Source organism: Acidobacteriota bacterium, assembly GCA_028875575.1.
Taxonomy (GTDB): Bacteria; Acidobacteriota; Terriglobia; order Versatilivoradales; family Versatilivoraceae; genus Versatilivorator.
The window spans coordinates 1-17,169 of record JAPPDF010000101.1 but is presented as its reverse complement, the minus strand read 5'-3'; the positions used below and the strand labels follow the sequence as shown (position 1 = coordinate 17,169).

General features: G+C 60.3%; 16 protein-coding genes. 15 read left to right on the top strand and 1 reads right to left on the bottom strand.

Going from position 1 to position 17,169, the window contains the following annotated elements:
- Window positions 1-115 precede the first annotated feature (115 nt).
- The 9 genes from OXI69_17575 to OXI69_17535 all read left to right on the top strand — a co-directional run bounded on the left by OXI69_17575 (window position 116) and on the right by OXI69_17535 (window position 9,954).
- Window positions 116-1,447, top strand: coding sequence for a coproporphyrinogen-III oxidase family protein (locus OXI69_17575; protein MDE2667954.1), 1,332 nt, complete (start codon window positions 116-118; stop codon window positions 1,445-1,447).
- 21 nt (window positions 1,448-1,468) lie between these two features.
- A complete protein-coding gene (locus OXI69_17570; GenBank protein ID MDE2667953.1) occupies window positions 1,469-2,749 on the top strand; it encodes an NAD(P)/FAD-dependent oxidoreductase in 1,281 nt (426 codons plus the stop codon).
- Window positions 2,746-3,192, top strand: a complete 447-nt coding sequence (locus OXI69_17565) for a thioesterase family protein (protein ID MDE2667952.1) — start codon at window positions 2,746-2,748, stop codon at window positions 3,190-3,192. Before OXI69_17570 ends, OXI69_17565 begins: the two co-directional genes overlap by 4 nt.
- A gap of 256 nt (window positions 3,193-3,448) precedes the next feature.
- Window positions 3,449-4,771 (top strand): AMP-binding protein, encoded by a 1,323-nt coding sequence (locus OXI69_17560; GenBank protein ID MDE2667951.1) that lies wholly within the window; start codon window positions 3,449-3,451, stop codon window positions 4,769-4,771.
- Window positions 4,772-5,040: 269 nt separating this feature from the next.
- Entirely contained in the window at window positions 5,041-6,375 is a 1,335-nt protein-coding gene (locus tag OXI69_17555) for a PQQ-binding-like beta-propeller repeat protein (protein MDE2667950.1), read from the top strand.
- Between the two features lie 2 nt (window positions 6,376-6,377).
- Entirely contained in the window at window positions 6,378-6,827 is a 450-nt protein-coding gene (locus OXI69_17550) for a hypothetical protein (protein MDE2667949.1), read from the top strand.
- 187 nt (window positions 6,828-7,014) lie between these two features.
- Window positions 7,015-8,019 (top strand): ATP-binding cassette domain-containing protein, encoded by a 1,005-nt coding sequence (locus OXI69_17545; GenBank protein ID MDE2667948.1) that lies wholly within the window; start codon window positions 7,015-7,017, stop codon window positions 8,017-8,019.
- Window positions 8,020-8,289: 270 nt separating this feature from the next.
- Window positions 8,290-9,087, top strand: a complete 798-nt coding sequence (locus OXI69_17540) for an ABC-2 family transporter protein (GenBank protein ID MDE2667947.1) — start codon at window positions 8,290-8,292, stop codon at window positions 9,085-9,087.
- Between the two features lie 78 nt (window positions 9,088-9,165).
- Window positions 9,166-9,954 (top strand): ABC-2 family transporter protein, encoded by a 789-nt coding sequence (locus OXI69_17535; protein MDE2667946.1) that lies wholly within the window; start codon window positions 9,166-9,168, stop codon window positions 9,952-9,954.
- 567 nt (window positions 9,955-10,521) lie between these two features.
- Here the strand turns inward: OXI69_17535 and argS are convergent.
- The gene (gene argS, locus OXI69_17530; protein MDE2667945.1) at window positions 10,522-12,519 is read right to left on the bottom strand and encodes an arginine--tRNA ligase; all 1,998 of its coding nucleotides are present in this window, start codon (window positions 12,517-12,519) and stop codon (window positions 10,522-10,524) included.
- Between the two features lie 311 nt (window positions 12,520-12,830).
- On the opposite strand from argS, the gene mce reads away from it, so the two are divergent.
- From mce to OXI69_17500, 6 genes are all read left to right on the top strand, one after another.
- A complete protein-coding gene (gene mce, locus OXI69_17525; GenBank protein ID MDE2667944.1) occupies window positions 12,831-13,223 on the top strand; it encodes a methylmalonyl-CoA epimerase in 393 nt (130 codons plus the stop codon).
- A 37-nt stretch (window positions 13,224-13,260) separates the two neighbouring features.
- On the top strand, window positions 13,261-14,124 hold the full coding sequence (locus OXI69_17520) for an S-methyl-5'-thioadenosine phosphorylase (GenBank protein MDE2667943.1): 864 nt from the start codon (window positions 13,261-13,263) through the stop codon (window positions 14,122-14,124).
- Window positions 14,125-14,370: 246 nt separating this feature from the next.
- On the top strand, window positions 14,371-15,288 hold the full coding sequence (locus OXI69_17515) for a PfkB family carbohydrate kinase (GenBank protein ID MDE2667942.1): 918 nt from the start codon (window positions 14,371-14,373) through the stop codon (window positions 15,286-15,288).
- Window positions 15,289-15,300: 12 nt separating this feature from the next.
- Complete coding sequence (gene dapF / locus OXI69_17510; GenBank protein ID MDE2667941.1) at window positions 15,301-16,155, top strand: diaminopimelate epimerase; 855 nt, start codon at window positions 15,301-15,303, stop codon at window positions 16,153-16,155.
- Window positions 16,156-16,377: 222 nt separating this feature from the next.
- Window positions 16,378-16,797, top strand: coding sequence for a secondary thiamine-phosphate synthase enzyme YjbQ (locus OXI69_17505; GenBank protein ID MDE2667940.1), 420 nt, complete (start codon window positions 16,378-16,380; stop codon window positions 16,795-16,797).
- Between the two features lie 81 nt (window positions 16,798-16,878).
- Window positions 16,879-17,067, top strand: coding sequence for a hypothetical protein (locus OXI69_17500; protein MDE2667939.1), 189 nt, complete (start codon window positions 16,879-16,881; stop codon window positions 17,065-17,067).
- The last annotated feature ends 102 nt before the right edge of the window (window positions 17,068-17,169 follow it).

The following is a 17,169-nucleotide window of genomic DNA, read 5'->3' as shown; positions in this document are numbered from 1 at the left end:
GCGCATCCGCGCCAAGTGCAGCCGAGTGAATTGCAATCGCGGGGAGCCATGCTAAAATGTTGATCCGGAAGGGCTACAAGACTGCCATAAATACCTGTACAGGTTGAGGATATTCATGAGCTCCGATAGCTCCGGACCCCAGCGGGGCGGCGACCGGACGACCGCGGGAAACTACTTCGTTTCCAACTACCCTCCCTACTCCTTCTGGAAGCCCGATCGGGTGGGAGAGGCCTCAGCCGCCCTTCAGAGGCCGCCCCTGAGCGACAACCCCCTGGGCGTTTACCTGCACATTCCCTTTTGTCGCAAACGCTGCCATTTCTGTTATTTCAAGGTGTATACCCAGCAGGACGCTCCGGCTGTCGAGCGCTATCTGGGCGCACTGGCTGAGGAGCTGAAACTCTATGCCGGCAAGCCCTTCGTCGGCGGTCGCAGGCCGCTCTTCATCTATTTCGGCGGGGGCACGCCCTCCTACATTTCCTCGAAACAACTGGTGCGGCTTGCCGAAGAGTTGAAGGCACAGCTTTCCTGGGATGCGGCTGAAGAAGTTACCTTCGAGTGCGAGCCGGGGACGTTGACGGAACACAAGCTGCGGGTGATCCGGGATATCGGTGTGACCCGGCTCAGCCTGGGGATCGAGAATTTCAACGATGCCATCCTGGAGGCCAACGGCCGCGCACACGGTTCGAAGGAAATCGACCGGGCCTACCGGATCGCCCGGTCGGTGGGCTTCCCGCAAATCAACATCGACCTGATTGCCGGGATGGTGGGCGAAACCGGCCAAAACTGGCGCGACTGCGTACGGCGTACCCTGGAAATGGAGCCCGACAGCGTGACCATTTACCAGATGGAGATTCCCTACAACACCACCGTGTTTCAGGAGATGAAGGCCGCCGGCAAGAGCGTGGCCCCGGTGGCCGACTGGGGAACCAAGCGAGCCTGGGTGGACGAAGCCTTCTCGCTGCTGGAGCAGGGTGGTTACTCCGTCAGCAGCGCCTACACGGCGGTGAAGGATCCGGATCGCACGCGCTTCCTCTACCGTGATCTGCTCTGGACCGGCGCCGACCTGGTGGGGTTGGGAGTGGCCTCCTTTTCCCATGTCAACGGCACCCACTACCAGAACGAGCATGACCTGCCGGGTTACCGGGGGAGCCTGGAGGAAGGACGGCTTCCCATCTACCGGGCTCTCACTCCCAGCCACGAAGAGCGTCTCATCCGCGAACTGATCCTTCAGTTCAAGTTGGGAACGGTCCGCCCCAGCTACTTCAGGGAAAAGTTCGATACCGATATCCGGCAGCGATTCGCCTTGCCTCTGCAGAGTCTGCAGCAGCGGAACTACCTGGAAGTGGGTGACAACAGCCTCAGGCTCAGTCGGGAGGGGTTGCTGCAGGTGGACCGCTTTCTTCCGGACTTCTTCTTGAGCCGGCATCGTGGCAGCCGCTATAGCTGATCCATGGGAAACAGTTTGTCGATGAATTCCGGAGACGACACTTTCCAGCGGCACGATCCGTTCGACGCCATCGTTGTGGGCGGGGGGCCGGCCGGAGCCACCGCCGGGGCCTTTCTGGCCCAGAAGGGGTGGCGAGTCCTGCTTCTGGAGAAGGAGCGCTTTCCCCGTTATCGCATCGGCGAGTCCCTGATGCCCTACTGCTATTTCACCCTGGAGCGGCTGGGGGTCATCGACAAGATCAAGAGTTCCCATTTCCCCAGGAAGTACAGCGTCCAGTTTGTCAGCACCCAGGGCACCGTCTCGACCCCCTTCTATTTCTTCGAGCATTTCAATCACGAAGCGGCCACCACCTGGCAGGTCTTGCGCAGCGAGTTCGACCAGATGCTGCTCGACAACGCTCGCCAAAAGGGAGTGGAGATTCGGGAGGGAACCCGGGCCATCGAGACGGTGGAAGGGCAGGGGGCGGTAGCCGGGGTGCGGGCCATTGACAGCCAGGGCCGGAAGCACGAGTTCCGGGCGCCCCTGACCCTGGATGCCAGCGGTCGCGACGTCTTCAGCATGACGCGCAACCGCTGGAAGGTGCGCGACCCCAGTTTGAACAAGATTGCGATCTGGACCTACTACCGGGCGGCTCGGCGAGACCCGGGGTTGGACGAAGGAGCCACCACGGTGGCCTATCTTCCCCAAAAAGGATGGTTCTGGTACATCCCTCTACCCGAGGACCGGGTGAGCGTGGGCATCGTCGCCGAAAAGGAATACCTCTACCGGAATACCCGCGATCCGCAGGCCATTTTTCAGGGTGAGATCGGCACCAACCCCTGGATCCGGGATCACCTGGGCCCCGGACGGCAGGAAGGGCGCTATTGGGTGACCGGGGAATACTCCTATCGATCCAGGTATTGCGCGGCCAACGGTCTGGTGCTGGTCGGCGACGCCTTCGCTTTCCTGGATCCGGTCTTTTCCTCCGGGGTCTTTCTGGCCTTGAGGGGCGGGGAACTGGCGGCCGAAGCCGCCGATCGCGCTCTGGCCTCGGGTGACTGTTCCGCCGCTATGTTCGATGGCTACGGGAAAGAGATCACGCGCGGACTGGAGGCGATGCGGAAGCTGGTCTATGCCTTCTACGACCAGGAATTCAGCTTTCGGGCCTTCATCGAGCGATTTCCTCAACTGCGTGGGGATCTGACCGATTGTTTGATCGGCAACCTCTTTCGTGATCTGCAGCCGCTGTTCGACGGCGTTGCCGAGTTTGCCGCACCGCCCGAGCCCCTGTCTCATGGCAAGGCACTGATCGAGGCGCGATGAAGAGCGGAGCCTTCGAATTCAAGTTGACCCGCCGGGTGGAATTTTCCGACACCGACATGGCGGGTATCATGCACTTTTCCAACTTCTTTCGCTTTATGGAGGCGGCGGAGCAGGCCTTCTTCCGGTCCCTGGGATTTTCGATACACGACACCCGGAGACGTCCGGTAGTCGGCTGGCCGCGTGTTCACGCAAGCTGCGATTTTCGTCACCCTCTCCGTTTCGAAGACCTGGTCGAGATACACCTGCAGGTGGCGGAAAAGAGGGAACGCTCCCTGGTCTATTCCTTTACTTTTCGTCGGTTGAACGACCCGGCATCCCCGCCAGTCGCCCGGGGCAAGCTGGTGGTGGCCTGTGTCTCCAGGCCCGAACCCCAGGGTCCCATGACTTCGATTACCATTCCCAGGTCCATCAGCGAAAAGATCGGGGTGGCGCCGGGGTTGTGAAGTTTGAAGTGTGAAGGATGAAGTTTGAAGGGTGAAGGGTGGTTGGCCGAGGTTTTCGGGGACGGACAAGCGCCTGATGAACTGACTGCGCTTGTTTGACGGACTGTGCCGAGACTGAAGTGATGTTTTGCATGTCGACCAAATAGCTCTCCACTCTCCACTATTCACTTTTCACCTAGCTGCGCCGCCGCTCCATGCAACCGGGCGGCTTTCGCCGGTCGTGTTCGGAGACCCCGTCGGCACTGGGACTACGACATTGCAACCTGGTCGAACCAAACTGGAGTCCGGCGTCGAAGGCTCTTCGGTGCAGGACCGCAGCACGATAGAGACTGCCCAGCTTGCCCGGTTGCGGGTCCTGTTGCAGGAACTGCTGGCGGGCAATCGCTTTTATGCCCCCAGGCTGAACGAGGTGGGACTATCTTCAGAGATTACGAGTCTGGACGCCTTCCGGTCCACCATGCCCTTCACCCAGAAGGCGGAATTGGTGGAGGATCAGCGCCGTCATCCTCCCTACGGCTCCAATTTGACCTACGGACTGGACCGCTACACCCGGTTCAGCCGGACCAGCGGCACCACCGGCAAGGCGATGAACTGGCTGGATACGCCGGAGAGCTGGCAATGGATGCTTGACAACTGGGACCGCGTCTTTGCGGCGGCCGGTGTTTCGTCTCGGGACCGCGTCTTTTTTGCCTTTTCCTTCGGGCCCTTTCTGGGGTTTTGGACCGCCTTCGACTCAGCCTCGAAACGGGGCTGTCTTTGCATTCCCGGCGGTGGAATGAGTAGCCTGGCCCGGCTGGAAGCCATTCTGGAAAATGAAGTGACCGTCCTCTGCTGCACGCCGACCTATGCCCTGCGGCTGGGCGAAGTGGCGGCCGGCAAGGGCCTTGATTTAAGCCGGGGAAGCGTCCGGACCATTTTGGTAGCCGGAGAGCCCGGGGGAAGCATCGGCGGTACCGTGGCTGCAATCGAGCGACTGTGGCCCAAGGCGCGGGTGGTGGACCACCACGGGATGACCGAAACCGGACCCGTCAGCTACGGCTGTCCCCTGGAGCCGCTACGGCTGTACGTCATGGAGTCGGCCTACCTTGCCGAGGTCATCAATCCGGGAGATCATCGGCCGGTGGCGCCGGGAGAGATCGGAGAATTGGTCCTGACGACGCTGGGCCGGACCGGTTCTCCACTGCTGCGCTATCGCACCGGCGACCTGGTCCGGCCGTCCCGCTCGCAGCCCTGCGCTTGCGGGAGTTGGGAACTCGCCCTGGAGGGTGGGATCCTGGGCCGCAGCGATGATATGGTTGTGGTTCGGGGCGTCAACCTTTACCCCGGCGCTTTGGAGGCAGTGATCCGCCGGTGCCGCCAGGTTGCGGAATACAGGGTGGAAGTCGACACGCGGGGAACCCTGTGCGAATTGAAGGTGCAAGCGGAGGTCTCTTGTGACTCCGTCGACGGACCAAAGCTGGAAAGACGGCTGGAGACCGAACTGCGGTCGGCATTCTCCTTGCGCATTCCGGTGTCCATTGTGGCCAGGGGGACCCTGCCACGACCCGAGTTCAAGTCTAATCGATGGGTGCGAGTCTGAAGGAGGTCAGGGTGAGAAACAGGATGAAAGGCATCTTGGGGGTTAGGTTTGTCCCCGGTCCGCAGAGACTGGCCGGCTTTGGGTGCAACGGCCGTTCGGTTTTTGCGGGAAGGCGGTTCGGTGGGCGTCCGGGGAGAGCCTGCAAACGTAGTGTGGGGGCGTTGCTGCTTCTGTGCCTGGGTCTCTCTGTCTCGCCTGTCCCAGCCGCGGAATGGTCCCAGTTTCGAGGATCGAACAGCACTGGAGTTGTGGAGACGTCTTCCTTGCCGGTGCGGTTCGGACCCCACCGAAACCTGGTGTGGCGTACTGCGATCGGTCCCGGCCAGTCTTCACCCGTCCTGACCCGGGACCGCATCTTTCTGTCGGCCGTGGAGGGAGATCGGCTTTGGGTGATCTGCCTGGACCGGTCCAGCGGCGATCTGCGGTGGAAACAGGAAGTCCCGCGTCCTCGGTCCGAGGTAGTGCATCGAGCCAATGGCCCCGCCTCGCCCACTCCGGTGACTGACGGCAGCAACGTGTATGCCTTCTTCGGCGATTTCGGCCTGATTTCTTTCGATTCCGAAGGCCGGGAGCGGTGGCGCTTACCCCTGGGGCCCTTCATCAACCCCATGGGTCAGGCTGCTTCCCCCATTCTGGCCGACGGCAGGGTCCTGATGATCTGCGACCAGGAAAGCGGATCCTTTTTTGTGGCGGTGGATCAAATGACGGGTAAAGTCCTCTGGCGTGTGGAACGCCCCGGCTTTACCCGGGGGTTTTCCACACCGGTGCTCTACCGGCCCAAAGGAGGAACGCTGCAGGCCCTGGTCGCGGGTTCCCACCAGTTGACGGCCTACTCGGTGGACAGCGGTAAGGAGATCTGGTGGGTACGCGGCTTGACCTGGCAGATGAAGTCGACCCCCGTGATCGATCGGGAGATGCTCTACCTGAATGGATGGGCCGGGGGAGCGGACGACAGCCAGCGCCAGGAGGTGGAGAGCTTTTCGGATTTCCTGTCCGAGCGGGATGCCGACGGAGACCGCCGCCTTTCCCAACAGGAAATCGAGGGCCTGCGCTTGAGGTGGAATTTCGACCGTTTGGACCTGGATCGCACCGGCTTTCTGGAAGACCGGGATTGGCGGATTTATCGGGCCAAGCGATCGGCCCGCAACGGGGCCCTGGGCATCCGCCTGGGGGGCGAAGGAGATATGACTGCAAGCAATCTCCTCTGGAGGTATCAACGGACACTGCCCAACGTGCCTTCTCCGCTCCTTTACGAGGACATCCTCTACCTGATGAAGGAAGGGGGAATACTGACCGCCCTGGATCCCTCCGACGGAAGCGTGCTCAAGCAGGATCGCATCCGCGAGGCTCTGGGAACTTACTACGCTTCCCCGGTGGCGGGGGATGGTAAGATCTTCGCCGTCAGCCATGAAGGGAAGGTGAGCGTCATCCGGGCGGGCGCCGACTGGCAGGTGTTGTCGGTAAATGACCTCGGGAGCGAATGCAGCGCAACCCCGGCCATCTCCGAGGGCCGGCTCTATATTCGGACTCTGGAGTTTCTCTACTGCTTCGGCGAGCACCGCCCACCGGAGCAGTCGTTGAACGACAGGAAAGGAAGACGATAATAATGAACTGGCTTACCTTTGTATGCGGAGCGGTTTTGGCCTGGGGCATGTACGGCGTCACCTTGCACCGCGGTCAGGCCCAATTGGCCAGTCCGCTTCGGGCACTCCTCTGTGTGGGCTTCGCCTACTTTCTGATTGCCGTACTGGTGCCGTCGGTGGCCATGTGGTCCAAGGGGGAATTTCAGGGTTTCACCACCGGTGGGACCCTGACGGCCATCCTTGCCGGTTGCCTGGGAGCGGCGGGAGCCATCTGTATCATCTGGGCGTTCAAGTCCGGTGGCAAGCCCCTGTATGTCATGCCTCTGGTGTTTGGAGGCGCTCCGCTGGTGAACGTCCTGGGCTCGGTGCTGCTTCATCCTCCCAAGACGGCACCCAATCCGTTGCTGTATCTGGGGTTTGTCATGGTAGCCGTAGGCGCCGCCATGGTTCTCTACTTCAGGCCCAGTTCCTGAATCTTCCACTGACAACGCCCACTCGGGCATCCCGGATATCGGGCCGCATGGCGGGGACGGAAATTCGCCGATTCCATCGGAGTTTCCCGGTTTCTCCGAACCGACCGGTTGCGCCAGGGTAACCTGGCGTCCACGCGGGAGGCAGGACTACGGAGTCGAAGCTCGTTTCCGAACAAGGTGATTCGATATGGCGGTCATTGAAGTCAGCAGAGTTTCCAAGCGGTTCAAGACCTACGACCGCAAGGAGGGCGTCTGGGGGGGCATTCAAAACCTCTTCCGCAGGAACTCCCGCGAAGTGAAGGCGGTCGACGACGTTTCCTTCACCGTGGATGCCGGTGAAATGGTGGGGTACATCGGGGCCAACGGGGCGGGGAAGTCCACCACCATCAAAATGTTGACCGGAATTCTGGTGCCCTCCTCGGGTTCCATTCGGGCCAACGGATACGTGCCCTATCGTGACCGGCACCAGTACACCCGGGGAATCGGAGTGGTCTTCGGACAGAGGACCCAGCTCTGGTGGGACATCGCGGTGGTGGAGTCCTTCCAGCTGCTCAAGCGCATATACGACGTCAGCGACCGCACTTTCGAGGAGCAATTGGAGATTTTCGACGCGGTCCTCAACCTGAAACCGCTGCTGTACACGCCGGTTCGCAAGCTCAGCCTGGGAGAACGCATGCGCTGCGATCTGGCTGCCGCCTTCCTGCATCGCCCCAGGATCGTATTCCTGGACGAACCCACCATCGGGCTGGACGTGGTCGCCAAGGAGAACATCCGGCAGTTTCTGAAGAGAATCAATGCCGAATTGCAGGTCACGGTGGTTTTGACCACCCACGATCTCTCCGATATCGAAGAGCTTTGCCGGCGGGTCCTGATCATCGATCGCGGTCACCTGCTTTTCGACGGCAGCCTGGAGGGCCTGCGGGAACGATTCGAGTGCAAGTCCCAGATTGTTTTCGAGTTGCGAGAGCCGGGACAGGTCGATTTCGGTCGACTCGGGTTCAATTCTTCGGTGGAATTCCAGCAACTGGATGCCCTTCGCTGCCAGGCCGTGTTCGACAAGAAGCAGGTCGCCTCCGCCGAGCTGATCAAGGCCATCGTGAACTCCCTGGCAGTTCGGGACGTTATGCTGGACGACACCACCATCGAGGAAATCGTGCGTGAGATCTACAGCCGAGGCGAGGTCGTAACCTAGTGTTCTGTCTCAGAAATAGGGTTGCCATCTTTCGGAGCGCAACGGCGCCGGATTCCAGGAGCGACGACGATGCAATGCCATTCATTGTGAGGAGGAGCGACGACGAAGACGGCGCCGTTCCGCCCGAACCCGGAGGGCCGATGGAGGTTCCCAATGGGGAGAGCACAGCGGTGCCCGTTGGCTGAAACGCAACGAGCTTTTCCTACCGACCGTTTTCCGGTGGAACCTCCATCGGAGATGGTAATCCTATTTCTGAGACAGGACACTTAATTGACGGTCACCCCCTACATTGCCTTCGCCAGAATTGCCTTCCTCAAGATCCTGGCTTATCGACTGCGCTACTACACGGGCATCGTGACCTACATGGTCAATGTGTCCGTCTACTATTTCATCTGGAAAGCGCTCTACCGGGGGAAGGAGTCCCTGGGGGAGTTTACCTTTGAGGAAATGATTACCTATGTATCGGTTGGATTCATTATTCGTACCTTCTACTTCAACAATATCGATCGGGAGATAGCCAACGACATCCTGTTGGGGCACATTGCCGCCAAGATGACGCGGCCGGTGAACTACCAGTGGATGAACATCGCCCAGGCAGCCGGCGAGTCGTTCTTTCGGCTCTTCATGTTCACCGTTCCCACCGCCCTGGCCATCCTGATGGTCTTCCCCCTGCGGGCCCCGGCTTCACTGCACTCGGCCCTGGCTTTTCTGGCTGCTCTGGTGTTCTCCTTCATGGTCTTCGCGGCTCTCAATTTCCTGGTCGGCACCTGCGCCGTCTACCTGCACTCCATCCTGGGACTGATTCGGGCCAAGTATTTTCTGGTGGAGATTCTTTCCGGTCTGCTGATTCCCATCAGCTTTTTTCCGGAGACCCTGGCCGAGATCTCCCGATGGCTGCCCTTTCAATTGATCAGCTTCACGCCACTCATGATCTACATGGGCAAGTTCCAGGGCGAGCAACTGGTTACCAGTTTCTTGCTGGGCCTGGGATGGACGCTGGTGCTGGTGGGCCTGGGCCACTGGTTCTGGCGGAAAGCAGCTACGAAACTGACCGTGCAGGGTGGCTGAAGCCGCGTTCCCGATTCGCCGCGCTGCAGCAGCGGTTTTGACTTGGACTGGCGGGAAACCTTAACCGGAGACAGGCGAATGAGACACCTCTCCATTCTGGGCTACTACTTCGCCCAGTACATCAAGGTCCGGCTGGCCTACCCGGGAGACTTCCTGATCTCGGTGTTCACCAGCCTGGCCGGCACGGTGGCCAGCTTCGGCTTTCTCTACATCCTCTTCCATCGGGTGAGTTCCCTTCAGGGGTGGGCTTTCGAGGAGTTGCTCTTCATCTACGGATTCAACCTGGTCTGCCTGGGGCTCTTTAACGTGCTCAGCATGAACCTCTACGAGTTCGGCGAGCGCTACATCATGGAGGGCCGGTTCGATCAGATCATGCTGCGCCCGCTGCATTCCCTCTTCCAGGTGATCTTCGAAGCCTTTCGAATCGAATCCTTTCAGGAGTTCGCCACCGGTCTGGTGGTGGTCGTCTATGTCTGGCACAAGCTGGACCTGCCCTTGACCCCGCTGGACCTGGTCCTGTTTCTGCTGATGACGATCTGCGGAGTGACCATCTATCTCTCGGTTTTCGTGATGCTCAGCACCCTGAGCTTCTGGTTCGAGGACAGGGTGGGCGTCTCTCCGCCGGTCTTCAACATGATCGCATTCGGGCGCTATCCGGTGACCATCTACAATGTCTTCATCCAGTTCCTGCTGAGCTGGATCATTCCCTTCGCCTTCGCTTCCTTTTATCCGACCACCTACTTTCTGCAGCGCCACGAGTTTTCGTCCTTCTTCGCCCTGGTTCCGGCAGTGGCGGCCACGTTCCTGGTGCTGGCGCTCCTCCTGTGGAGCCGGGGGGTGCGTGGCTACCAAAGCACGGGAAGCTGATCCGTGTGGCTTGACATTAAGCTGGGCAGGCCGAACGCTGGTTGGCAGTATCAGTTAACCTCGATGCAGAGGATGGTTTGAGGCCAGGGAATCTCTGATGCGGTGGGGACGGATCCCCACCGGGGAACGATATCTTTTTGATATTGACATCGATGCACAGGATGAACAGAACGAGAGGTTGCTGCGCGAGAAGCTGGCTCCGGAAATGTTCGCGGGCGAATTTGCAGATACTCAGGATTACAGGCTAGCCGTTTCCTGAAAAATCCTGTGCATCCTGTGCATCGATGTTAATAAGTCTTTCAAATATTGCCCAGGATCACAGGACGCTGGACTGGAAGAGGCAATCCCGAGAGTCCTGCCCATCGATGTGAAGAACTCCTGTAACTCAAGAGGCGGGAGAAAGTATCCCCACCGGCTCGACAGCGGGTTACGCCCTGGTCTCACCGATTCCCGCTGGAGGACAGCCCTGTTCCCTTGGTGTCTTTCTTAGTGGCCCTTCGTCGTCCTTCGCGCCTCTTCGTGGATCACTCTTTTTCCTTCTCACCCTGCGCAATTCTCCCAGGTCGCTTACATCCTGTCCGGAACGGAAATTCCCAGCAGATCCATGCCCTCCTGCAATCGGTCTCGCAGGATGGTGATCAGGGCCAGGTAGAACCCTTTTCTCAAGGGATCGGGTTCATCCTTGATCCGATGGCGGTGGTAGAAGTGGTTGAGGGCCTGGGCCAGATTGAAGAGGTATTTGGCCACGCCGGCCGGCTCGCAGGTCTGAATGGCGACGCGGACCTGGGTTTCGAGCTGGGCGGCCAGGTATATGAGGGACCAGAAGTCATTGCTGATCGACTGGCGGAGGAAGGCAGCGGCTTCCGGCTGATCCATGAATTCCGGAAGCGACTGGTGGCTGAATCGGGAATCGAGGGCTTCGACCTTGCGAAAGATGCTATTGATGCGTACCACGGTGTACTGGAGGTAGGGGCCGGTCTCTCCTTCGAAGCTCAATGCCTCCCGGAAATCAAAGGCGATGATCGAGTTACGGGTGTATTTCAACAGGAAATAGCGGAGGGCGCCGACCGCGATGGAGTGGGCAATGGCCTGGGCCTCACCGGCGGCGAGCTGGGGATGGCGAGCCTGCACTTCGGCTGCCGACTTTTCCAGAAGCCTGTCGATCAGGTCATCGGCCTTCACCCCCAGGCCCTTGCGGCCCGAGACCTCCAGGTAGGGGCGACGCCGGTCTTCTTCCGACAGTCGAATTCCCAGATCCTGGCAGCAGGCCGGTGAAAGGCCCACCATTTCATAGGAGAAGTGGGTGGAGCGATCGGCTTGGTGGTGGAATCCCAGAGCTCGCAGGCCGGCGACCACAATGTTCTGCAGGTAGGATTGGCGCGAGTCGATGACGTTGTAGACCCGTTCGCCCCGGCCGAAATCCGGGTTGCTCGAATCCTGGTTGTCGAAGGAGTCGGTCATCATGACCCCATGGCCGTCGGAATAGGTATGGAAGGGACGATAGAAGAAATCCATGCCGAGCAGTCCCAGCTTCCATAGCTGATAGGCGATGTCCTTGCCCACATAGGTGACGGTGCCATTGGAGCGGACAATGATCTTGTCTTCCTCGTGCCCCGAACCGCCGGAGGAACTCGAGGAACCGACCTGGTCGCGCGGGCCGGAGACGCCGGCTCTCATGACCCAGCAGCCCTCATGCCTTCCCTCGGTTTCGTAGTGGATCGCCCCGGCCTGCTTCAGGAGCTGGAAGGCATGGCTCCAGAAATTGAGGTGGAGGATGTCGCTCTCCTTGGGGAGCAGATCGTAGGCGACACCGATGCGACTCATGGTCGCCAGGTGGCAACGGACAATGGTTCGCGATACGTAGCGGGCGATGTCGGCGGTGTCCCCCTCGCCCTCCTCGATCTCCCGAAGCGTCCGACCCCGCAGATCGCGGTTCTCCGGAGCAGCCTCATAGAAGGAAGAGACCCTGGCGTATAGATCCCAGCAGTAGTAGTCGAATTTTCCTGGAAGAGCCTTGATTTCCTTCAGGGTCTTCTCTTCCAGGTACTTGAAGCCCACCACCACGTCGGCGACCTGGACGCCGGTGTCGTCGATATAGTTCTGGACTTCGACCCTCTCTCCAACCGAGCGCAGCAGGCGGGCAAAGGTGTCGCCCAAAACGGCGTTGCGCAGGTGTCCGATGTGAGCGGACTTGTTGGGGTTGATATTGGTGTGTTCCACAATGACCTTGCCCGAGCCGACAAGAGACGGTTGTTCCTGGGTTGGCTGCAGCAATCTCCTGAAAATGTCATCCCGTTTCAGGAAGCAATTGAGGTAGCCGGCGCCCGCCACCTCCACTTTGGCGACACCCGGAAGATCCGGAAGATCCTGCACGATCTCGGCGGCGATCTGGCGGGGTGCCCTCCGCAGGTGCTTGGCCAGTTCAAAGCAAAAGGGAAAGGCCAGGTCCCCCAGCTCCACCCTGGGCGGTTGCTCCGCGACTACCTGAAGAAGGGAATATCCGTAACGATCCTTGACATATGCGATCAGCCGGTCCTTGATGCGATCGATCAGCGATTCCAACATGGGGCCTCTGGGTCGGGATGGAACCCGCTAAAAACCCTGCATCCTAACACAGTTCCCGCGAAAGCCCCCGAGGCGCACCCCATTTCTCATCCAGTCCGTGAGAAGGCCGCCAAGCGGCGGGATTAGCAATTCCGGGGTGCCCGCGGAACCTGTCCCCACCGGGGCGGAGAGTGGTCTTTCGGGCAACGGAGGCATTGTGGTCGCTGCAGGCGATGCCCCTGAAAGTGCTATTAGCCCGGGTCCATTTGGGATAGAATCCAGGCCCTTGCCGGGCCCCTTCCCGGCCCGGGTGCGGTGAGGCCGCCAAGCCCATGAAGCTGGACCACATTGGCATCGCCGTCCATTCCATCGACAAGGCTCTGCGAAGCTATCGGGTGGCCATGGGCCTTGAAATGGAAGGTGCCATCGACGTTGAAGAGCAGAAGGTGCGGGTGGCCATGCTGCCGGTCGGAGAGAGTCGGATCGAACTCCTGGAGGCGACCGATCCTACCTCGCCCATCTGCCGCTTCCTGGCCAATAGGGGCGAGGGAGTGCACCACATCTGCTTCAAGGTCCGGGATCTGGACCAGAAGCTGTCGGCGTTCCGCAAGGCCGGGATCCAGATCCTGTCCGATGCGGACGGAACCGGTTACGAAGGCCGGCGGATTGCCTTTCTCCATCCGCGTTCCACTCACGGGGTCTTGATCGAGCTGGTGGAGGAGTGAGGAGGCGGGGCGGCCCGTCCTCGGAGAAGGAGGGATTTTGGAACGCATTTCCATCGGCATCATTGGAGGCAGCGGTCTCTACGGCATGGAAGGACTGGAGGAGGTGGAGGAGGTGGCGGTCGAGACGCCTTTCGGTCCTCCCTCCGACCGTCTGGCGGTCGGAAGGTTGAGTGGGAAACGGGTCGCCTTTCTGGCCAGGCACGGGCGGGGGCATCGCATCCTGCCTTCGGAGCTCAACTTCCGGGCCAATATCTACGCCATGAAGGTCCTGGGAGTAGAGATCCTGATCTCTGCCAGCGCCGTGGGATCTCTCAAGGAGGAGCATCGCCCGCTGGACATTGTCATTCCCGATCAATTCGTCGATCGGACCCGGGGGCGCGTTTCGACCTTTTTTGGAGAGGGACTGGTGGGACACATCAGCTTTGCCCATCCGGTATGCCCGGACCTGAGCCGGCTGCTGGAGTCGGCGGCGGCGGCCGTCGGGGTGAACGCAAGGCGGGGGGGTACCTATCTCTGCATGGAGGGGCCGGCCTTTTCGACCCTGGCCGAGTCCAATCTCTACCGAAGCTGGGGCATGGACGTGATCGGGATGACCAATCTGCAGGAAGCCAAGCTGGCCCGGGAAGCTGAGATCTGCTACGCCACCCTGGCCCTGGTGACCGACTACGACTGCTGGCATCCGGAACATGACGCGGTGACGGTGGATCAGGTGATCGCCGTTCTGAATCAAAACAGCGAAAACGCCCAAAAGTTGATCCGTGAAGCAGTGGCCCAACTGGGGGAAACGCCGGACTGCAAGTGCCGTTCTGCGCTCAAGTCGGCGCTGCTGACGGATCGGAGCCGCATTCCCGCCGCCACCCGGAAAAAACTGCACCCGATAATCGGCAAGTACCTTGACTGACCTCCCTCTGTTTCGCCTCTTGTGAGTCGCTCCGTCGCATGGGACGGGGGCGCGGCTAAGTGAAAAGTGAATAGTGGTCAGTGGATAGTTATTGGATCCAAGGGTTAAGCTTGTTGTTGACCTCGGCGCAATCGTTCAATGAGTGAAACCCGGTCATCAGGCACTTGCCTGCTTTCAGGGCTGACCACTAACCACTGATAACTGACAACTGTCTGAACCTCCCGGTTCAAGGAGAACCTACCCCCAATGTCAATCCTTGTTGTGGGCTCGGTGGCTTTCGACTCCGTTCAAACCCCGTTTGGCAAGGCCGACGAGGTTCTGGGAGGCTCCGCCTCCTATTTCTCCCTGTCGGCCAGCTTTTTTGCTCCGGTCCGACTGGTTGCCGTGGTTGGAGATGACTTCCCGGAAGACCACCTTCAGTTGTTCAGGGATTTCTCCATAGACATCCGGGGGCTGCAAAAATCGCCGGGAGAGACCTTTCGCTGGAAGGGCGAGTACGGCTACGCCCTCAATGAGGCCAGGACCCTGGATACCCGCCTCAACGTATTCGAAAGCTTCAGTCCGCGCATTCCCGACCCTTACCGGAAGTCGGATTGCGTCTTTCTGGGCAACATCGATCCGGTGCTGCAGGCAGGTGTGCTCTCCCAGGTGGAAAAACCCCGTTTCGTGGCCTGTGACACCATGAATTACTGGATCGAGTCCAAGCCCGATGAACTCCGGGAGACGCTACAGCGGGTGGATATCCTGATCATCAACGATGCCGAAGTCCGGATGCTCACCGGGGAGCACAACCTGACCAGGGCGGCCCGGCGCATTGCCGAGTGGGGCCCCAAGACGCTGGTCGTCAAGAAGGGTGAATATGGAGTGGCCATGTACCACGGCGGATCCATCTTCGGCGCTCCGGCTTTCCCCTTGGAGGAAGTCTTTGACCCCACCGGGGCCGGGGACAGTTTTGCCGGAGGTTTGGTGGGTTATCTGGCGCGGTCCGGTACGCTCAATGACGAATCCCTTCGCCAGGCGGTCATATACGGCTCGGTGATGGCCTCCTTCAACGTGGAAGACTTCAGCCTGAACCGGCTAAGGACTTTGAAAACGTCCGACATACGGCGTCGCTTCCGTCAATTCAAGGAACTCACCCACTTCGAAGCCGGAAACTCCCTATAGGTCACAACATCCATGCGATTCGCCAAGGCAGAGGCCCTGGGCAACGATTTCGTGATCGTCGATGCCGGGCAACTGGCAGGGAAGGATGTCTCCCGGGTTGCCCTGCAGGTCTGCCGGCGTTCCCTCGATCTGGGAGCGGACGGCTTGATCTTGTTTCGGGAGACGGAGGTCTCCGGACAGCCGCGCTTCTCCATGCAGGTCTTCAATGCGGACGGGAGTGAGGCGGAGATCTCCGGCAACGGCCTGCGCTGCCTGGCGGCGCTGCTGATCCGGCAGGGGCAGGCACCCGGCGGGACGCTGGTTATCCAAACGGGCGCCGGCGCCAAGCGGTTGAGGCTGACCGACTCCAAAACACCCGGATACTGCTTCAATCTGCTGATGGGAGAGCCCATTCTGGAGCCGGCGGCCATCGACTTTCGACCGGATCCGCCCGGCGCCTCGCTGGTACGGTATCCGCTGATGGTGGAGGACCGCATCCACCCGGTCACGGTCACATCGATGGGCAACCCGCACTGCTCACTGCTGGTGGCGGATCTGGAGAAAACCGATTGGGAAGGATTGGGGCGGCTGATTGAAGTCCACCCCTGCTTTCCACGGCGCACCAACGTGGAGTTCGTGCAGATTCTCGACCGATGCAACCTGGCCGTGCGCTTCTGGGAGCGCGGAACAGGGAAGACCCTGGCCTCGGGCACGGGCGGCTGCGCCGCGGTAGTTGCCGCTTGCCTGAATGGGGTGTCCGATCGGGACGTTCAGGTCCACACCCCGGGAGGAATCCTGCAGGTTCACTGGCAGGAGGACAACCAAGTGTCGCTCACCGGACCCGCTCGGATCGTCTGCCAGGGCCAATACTATCCCCTGGAGGACTGACCTGCTCTCATGGGGACAGGGAAACGGGCCACGTAGTAAAGGGCTTGCAGGAAACAGACGGCGCTGGGCATGCTCTGACTTGTGCTTTTCCCTTCAGCGCGAACATGCTCCCTCGACCGTAGTGACCGCTACGCTCTTCGGTCGCGAGCACGCGCTGAAGGGGAAATTCCTGCGCCATGATCATGCCCCCTGGTGAGAAATGCGGGTTAAGGAGGAGAAGCCGTGCCGGTCGAAAGCCGAACCATCCACTTGTCCACGCGAGGCTTCTGCGATGTGGTGGACATTACCCCTGAAATCGAATCTGCCCTGGCCGGCCAATCGCTCTCGGACGGCGTGATTACGCTGTTTGTTGCCGGTTCCACGGCGGGCCTGACCACCCTGGAATATGAACCGGGTTGTGTGCAGGATCTCCAGGACGCGCTCGAACGCCTGTTGCCTCAGTCCGCCCACTATGCTCACAACGCCCGCTGGGGCGACGGCAACGGCTTTTCCCACACCCGGGCGGCCCTGCTGGGTCCATCGCTGCAGGTTCCTTTTGCCGACAGGGAGTTGAAAACCGGTACCTGGCAGCAGGTCGTGCTGGTTGACTTCGACAACCGCCCCCGTCAGCGGAAAGTCCTGCTGCAGTTCATCGGCGAGTAGGGGACTTCTTCTTCCCTGGGTATCGGACAAGGAGCCTTGTGCGGGCCTGAAGAATTACACCCCCCTTGAGGAGCAAGTGGGATGGGAGGAGACCCTACCCGGGAGCGCGGGCGTCCCGCCCGCATGCACTCCCATTCGGTGCCGCTCAGTTTCCCTGCGATCCAGCACCCGGCCGCCCAGTCGCACGATCCGGAGCCGAGCCGTGCCCCCCACCGCATCAGCCTTCGCCTGCGGCTCGGCTTCTGCGACTCCCCCTCCAGGGGGGAGTGATTCGAGGCCAGCACAAGACTTCCAGTAGAACTCTTGTGCAATCCATTCATGGTTTACACAATAAACCGCATACATGGTTTACACGGCCAGTCTTCTTTATGT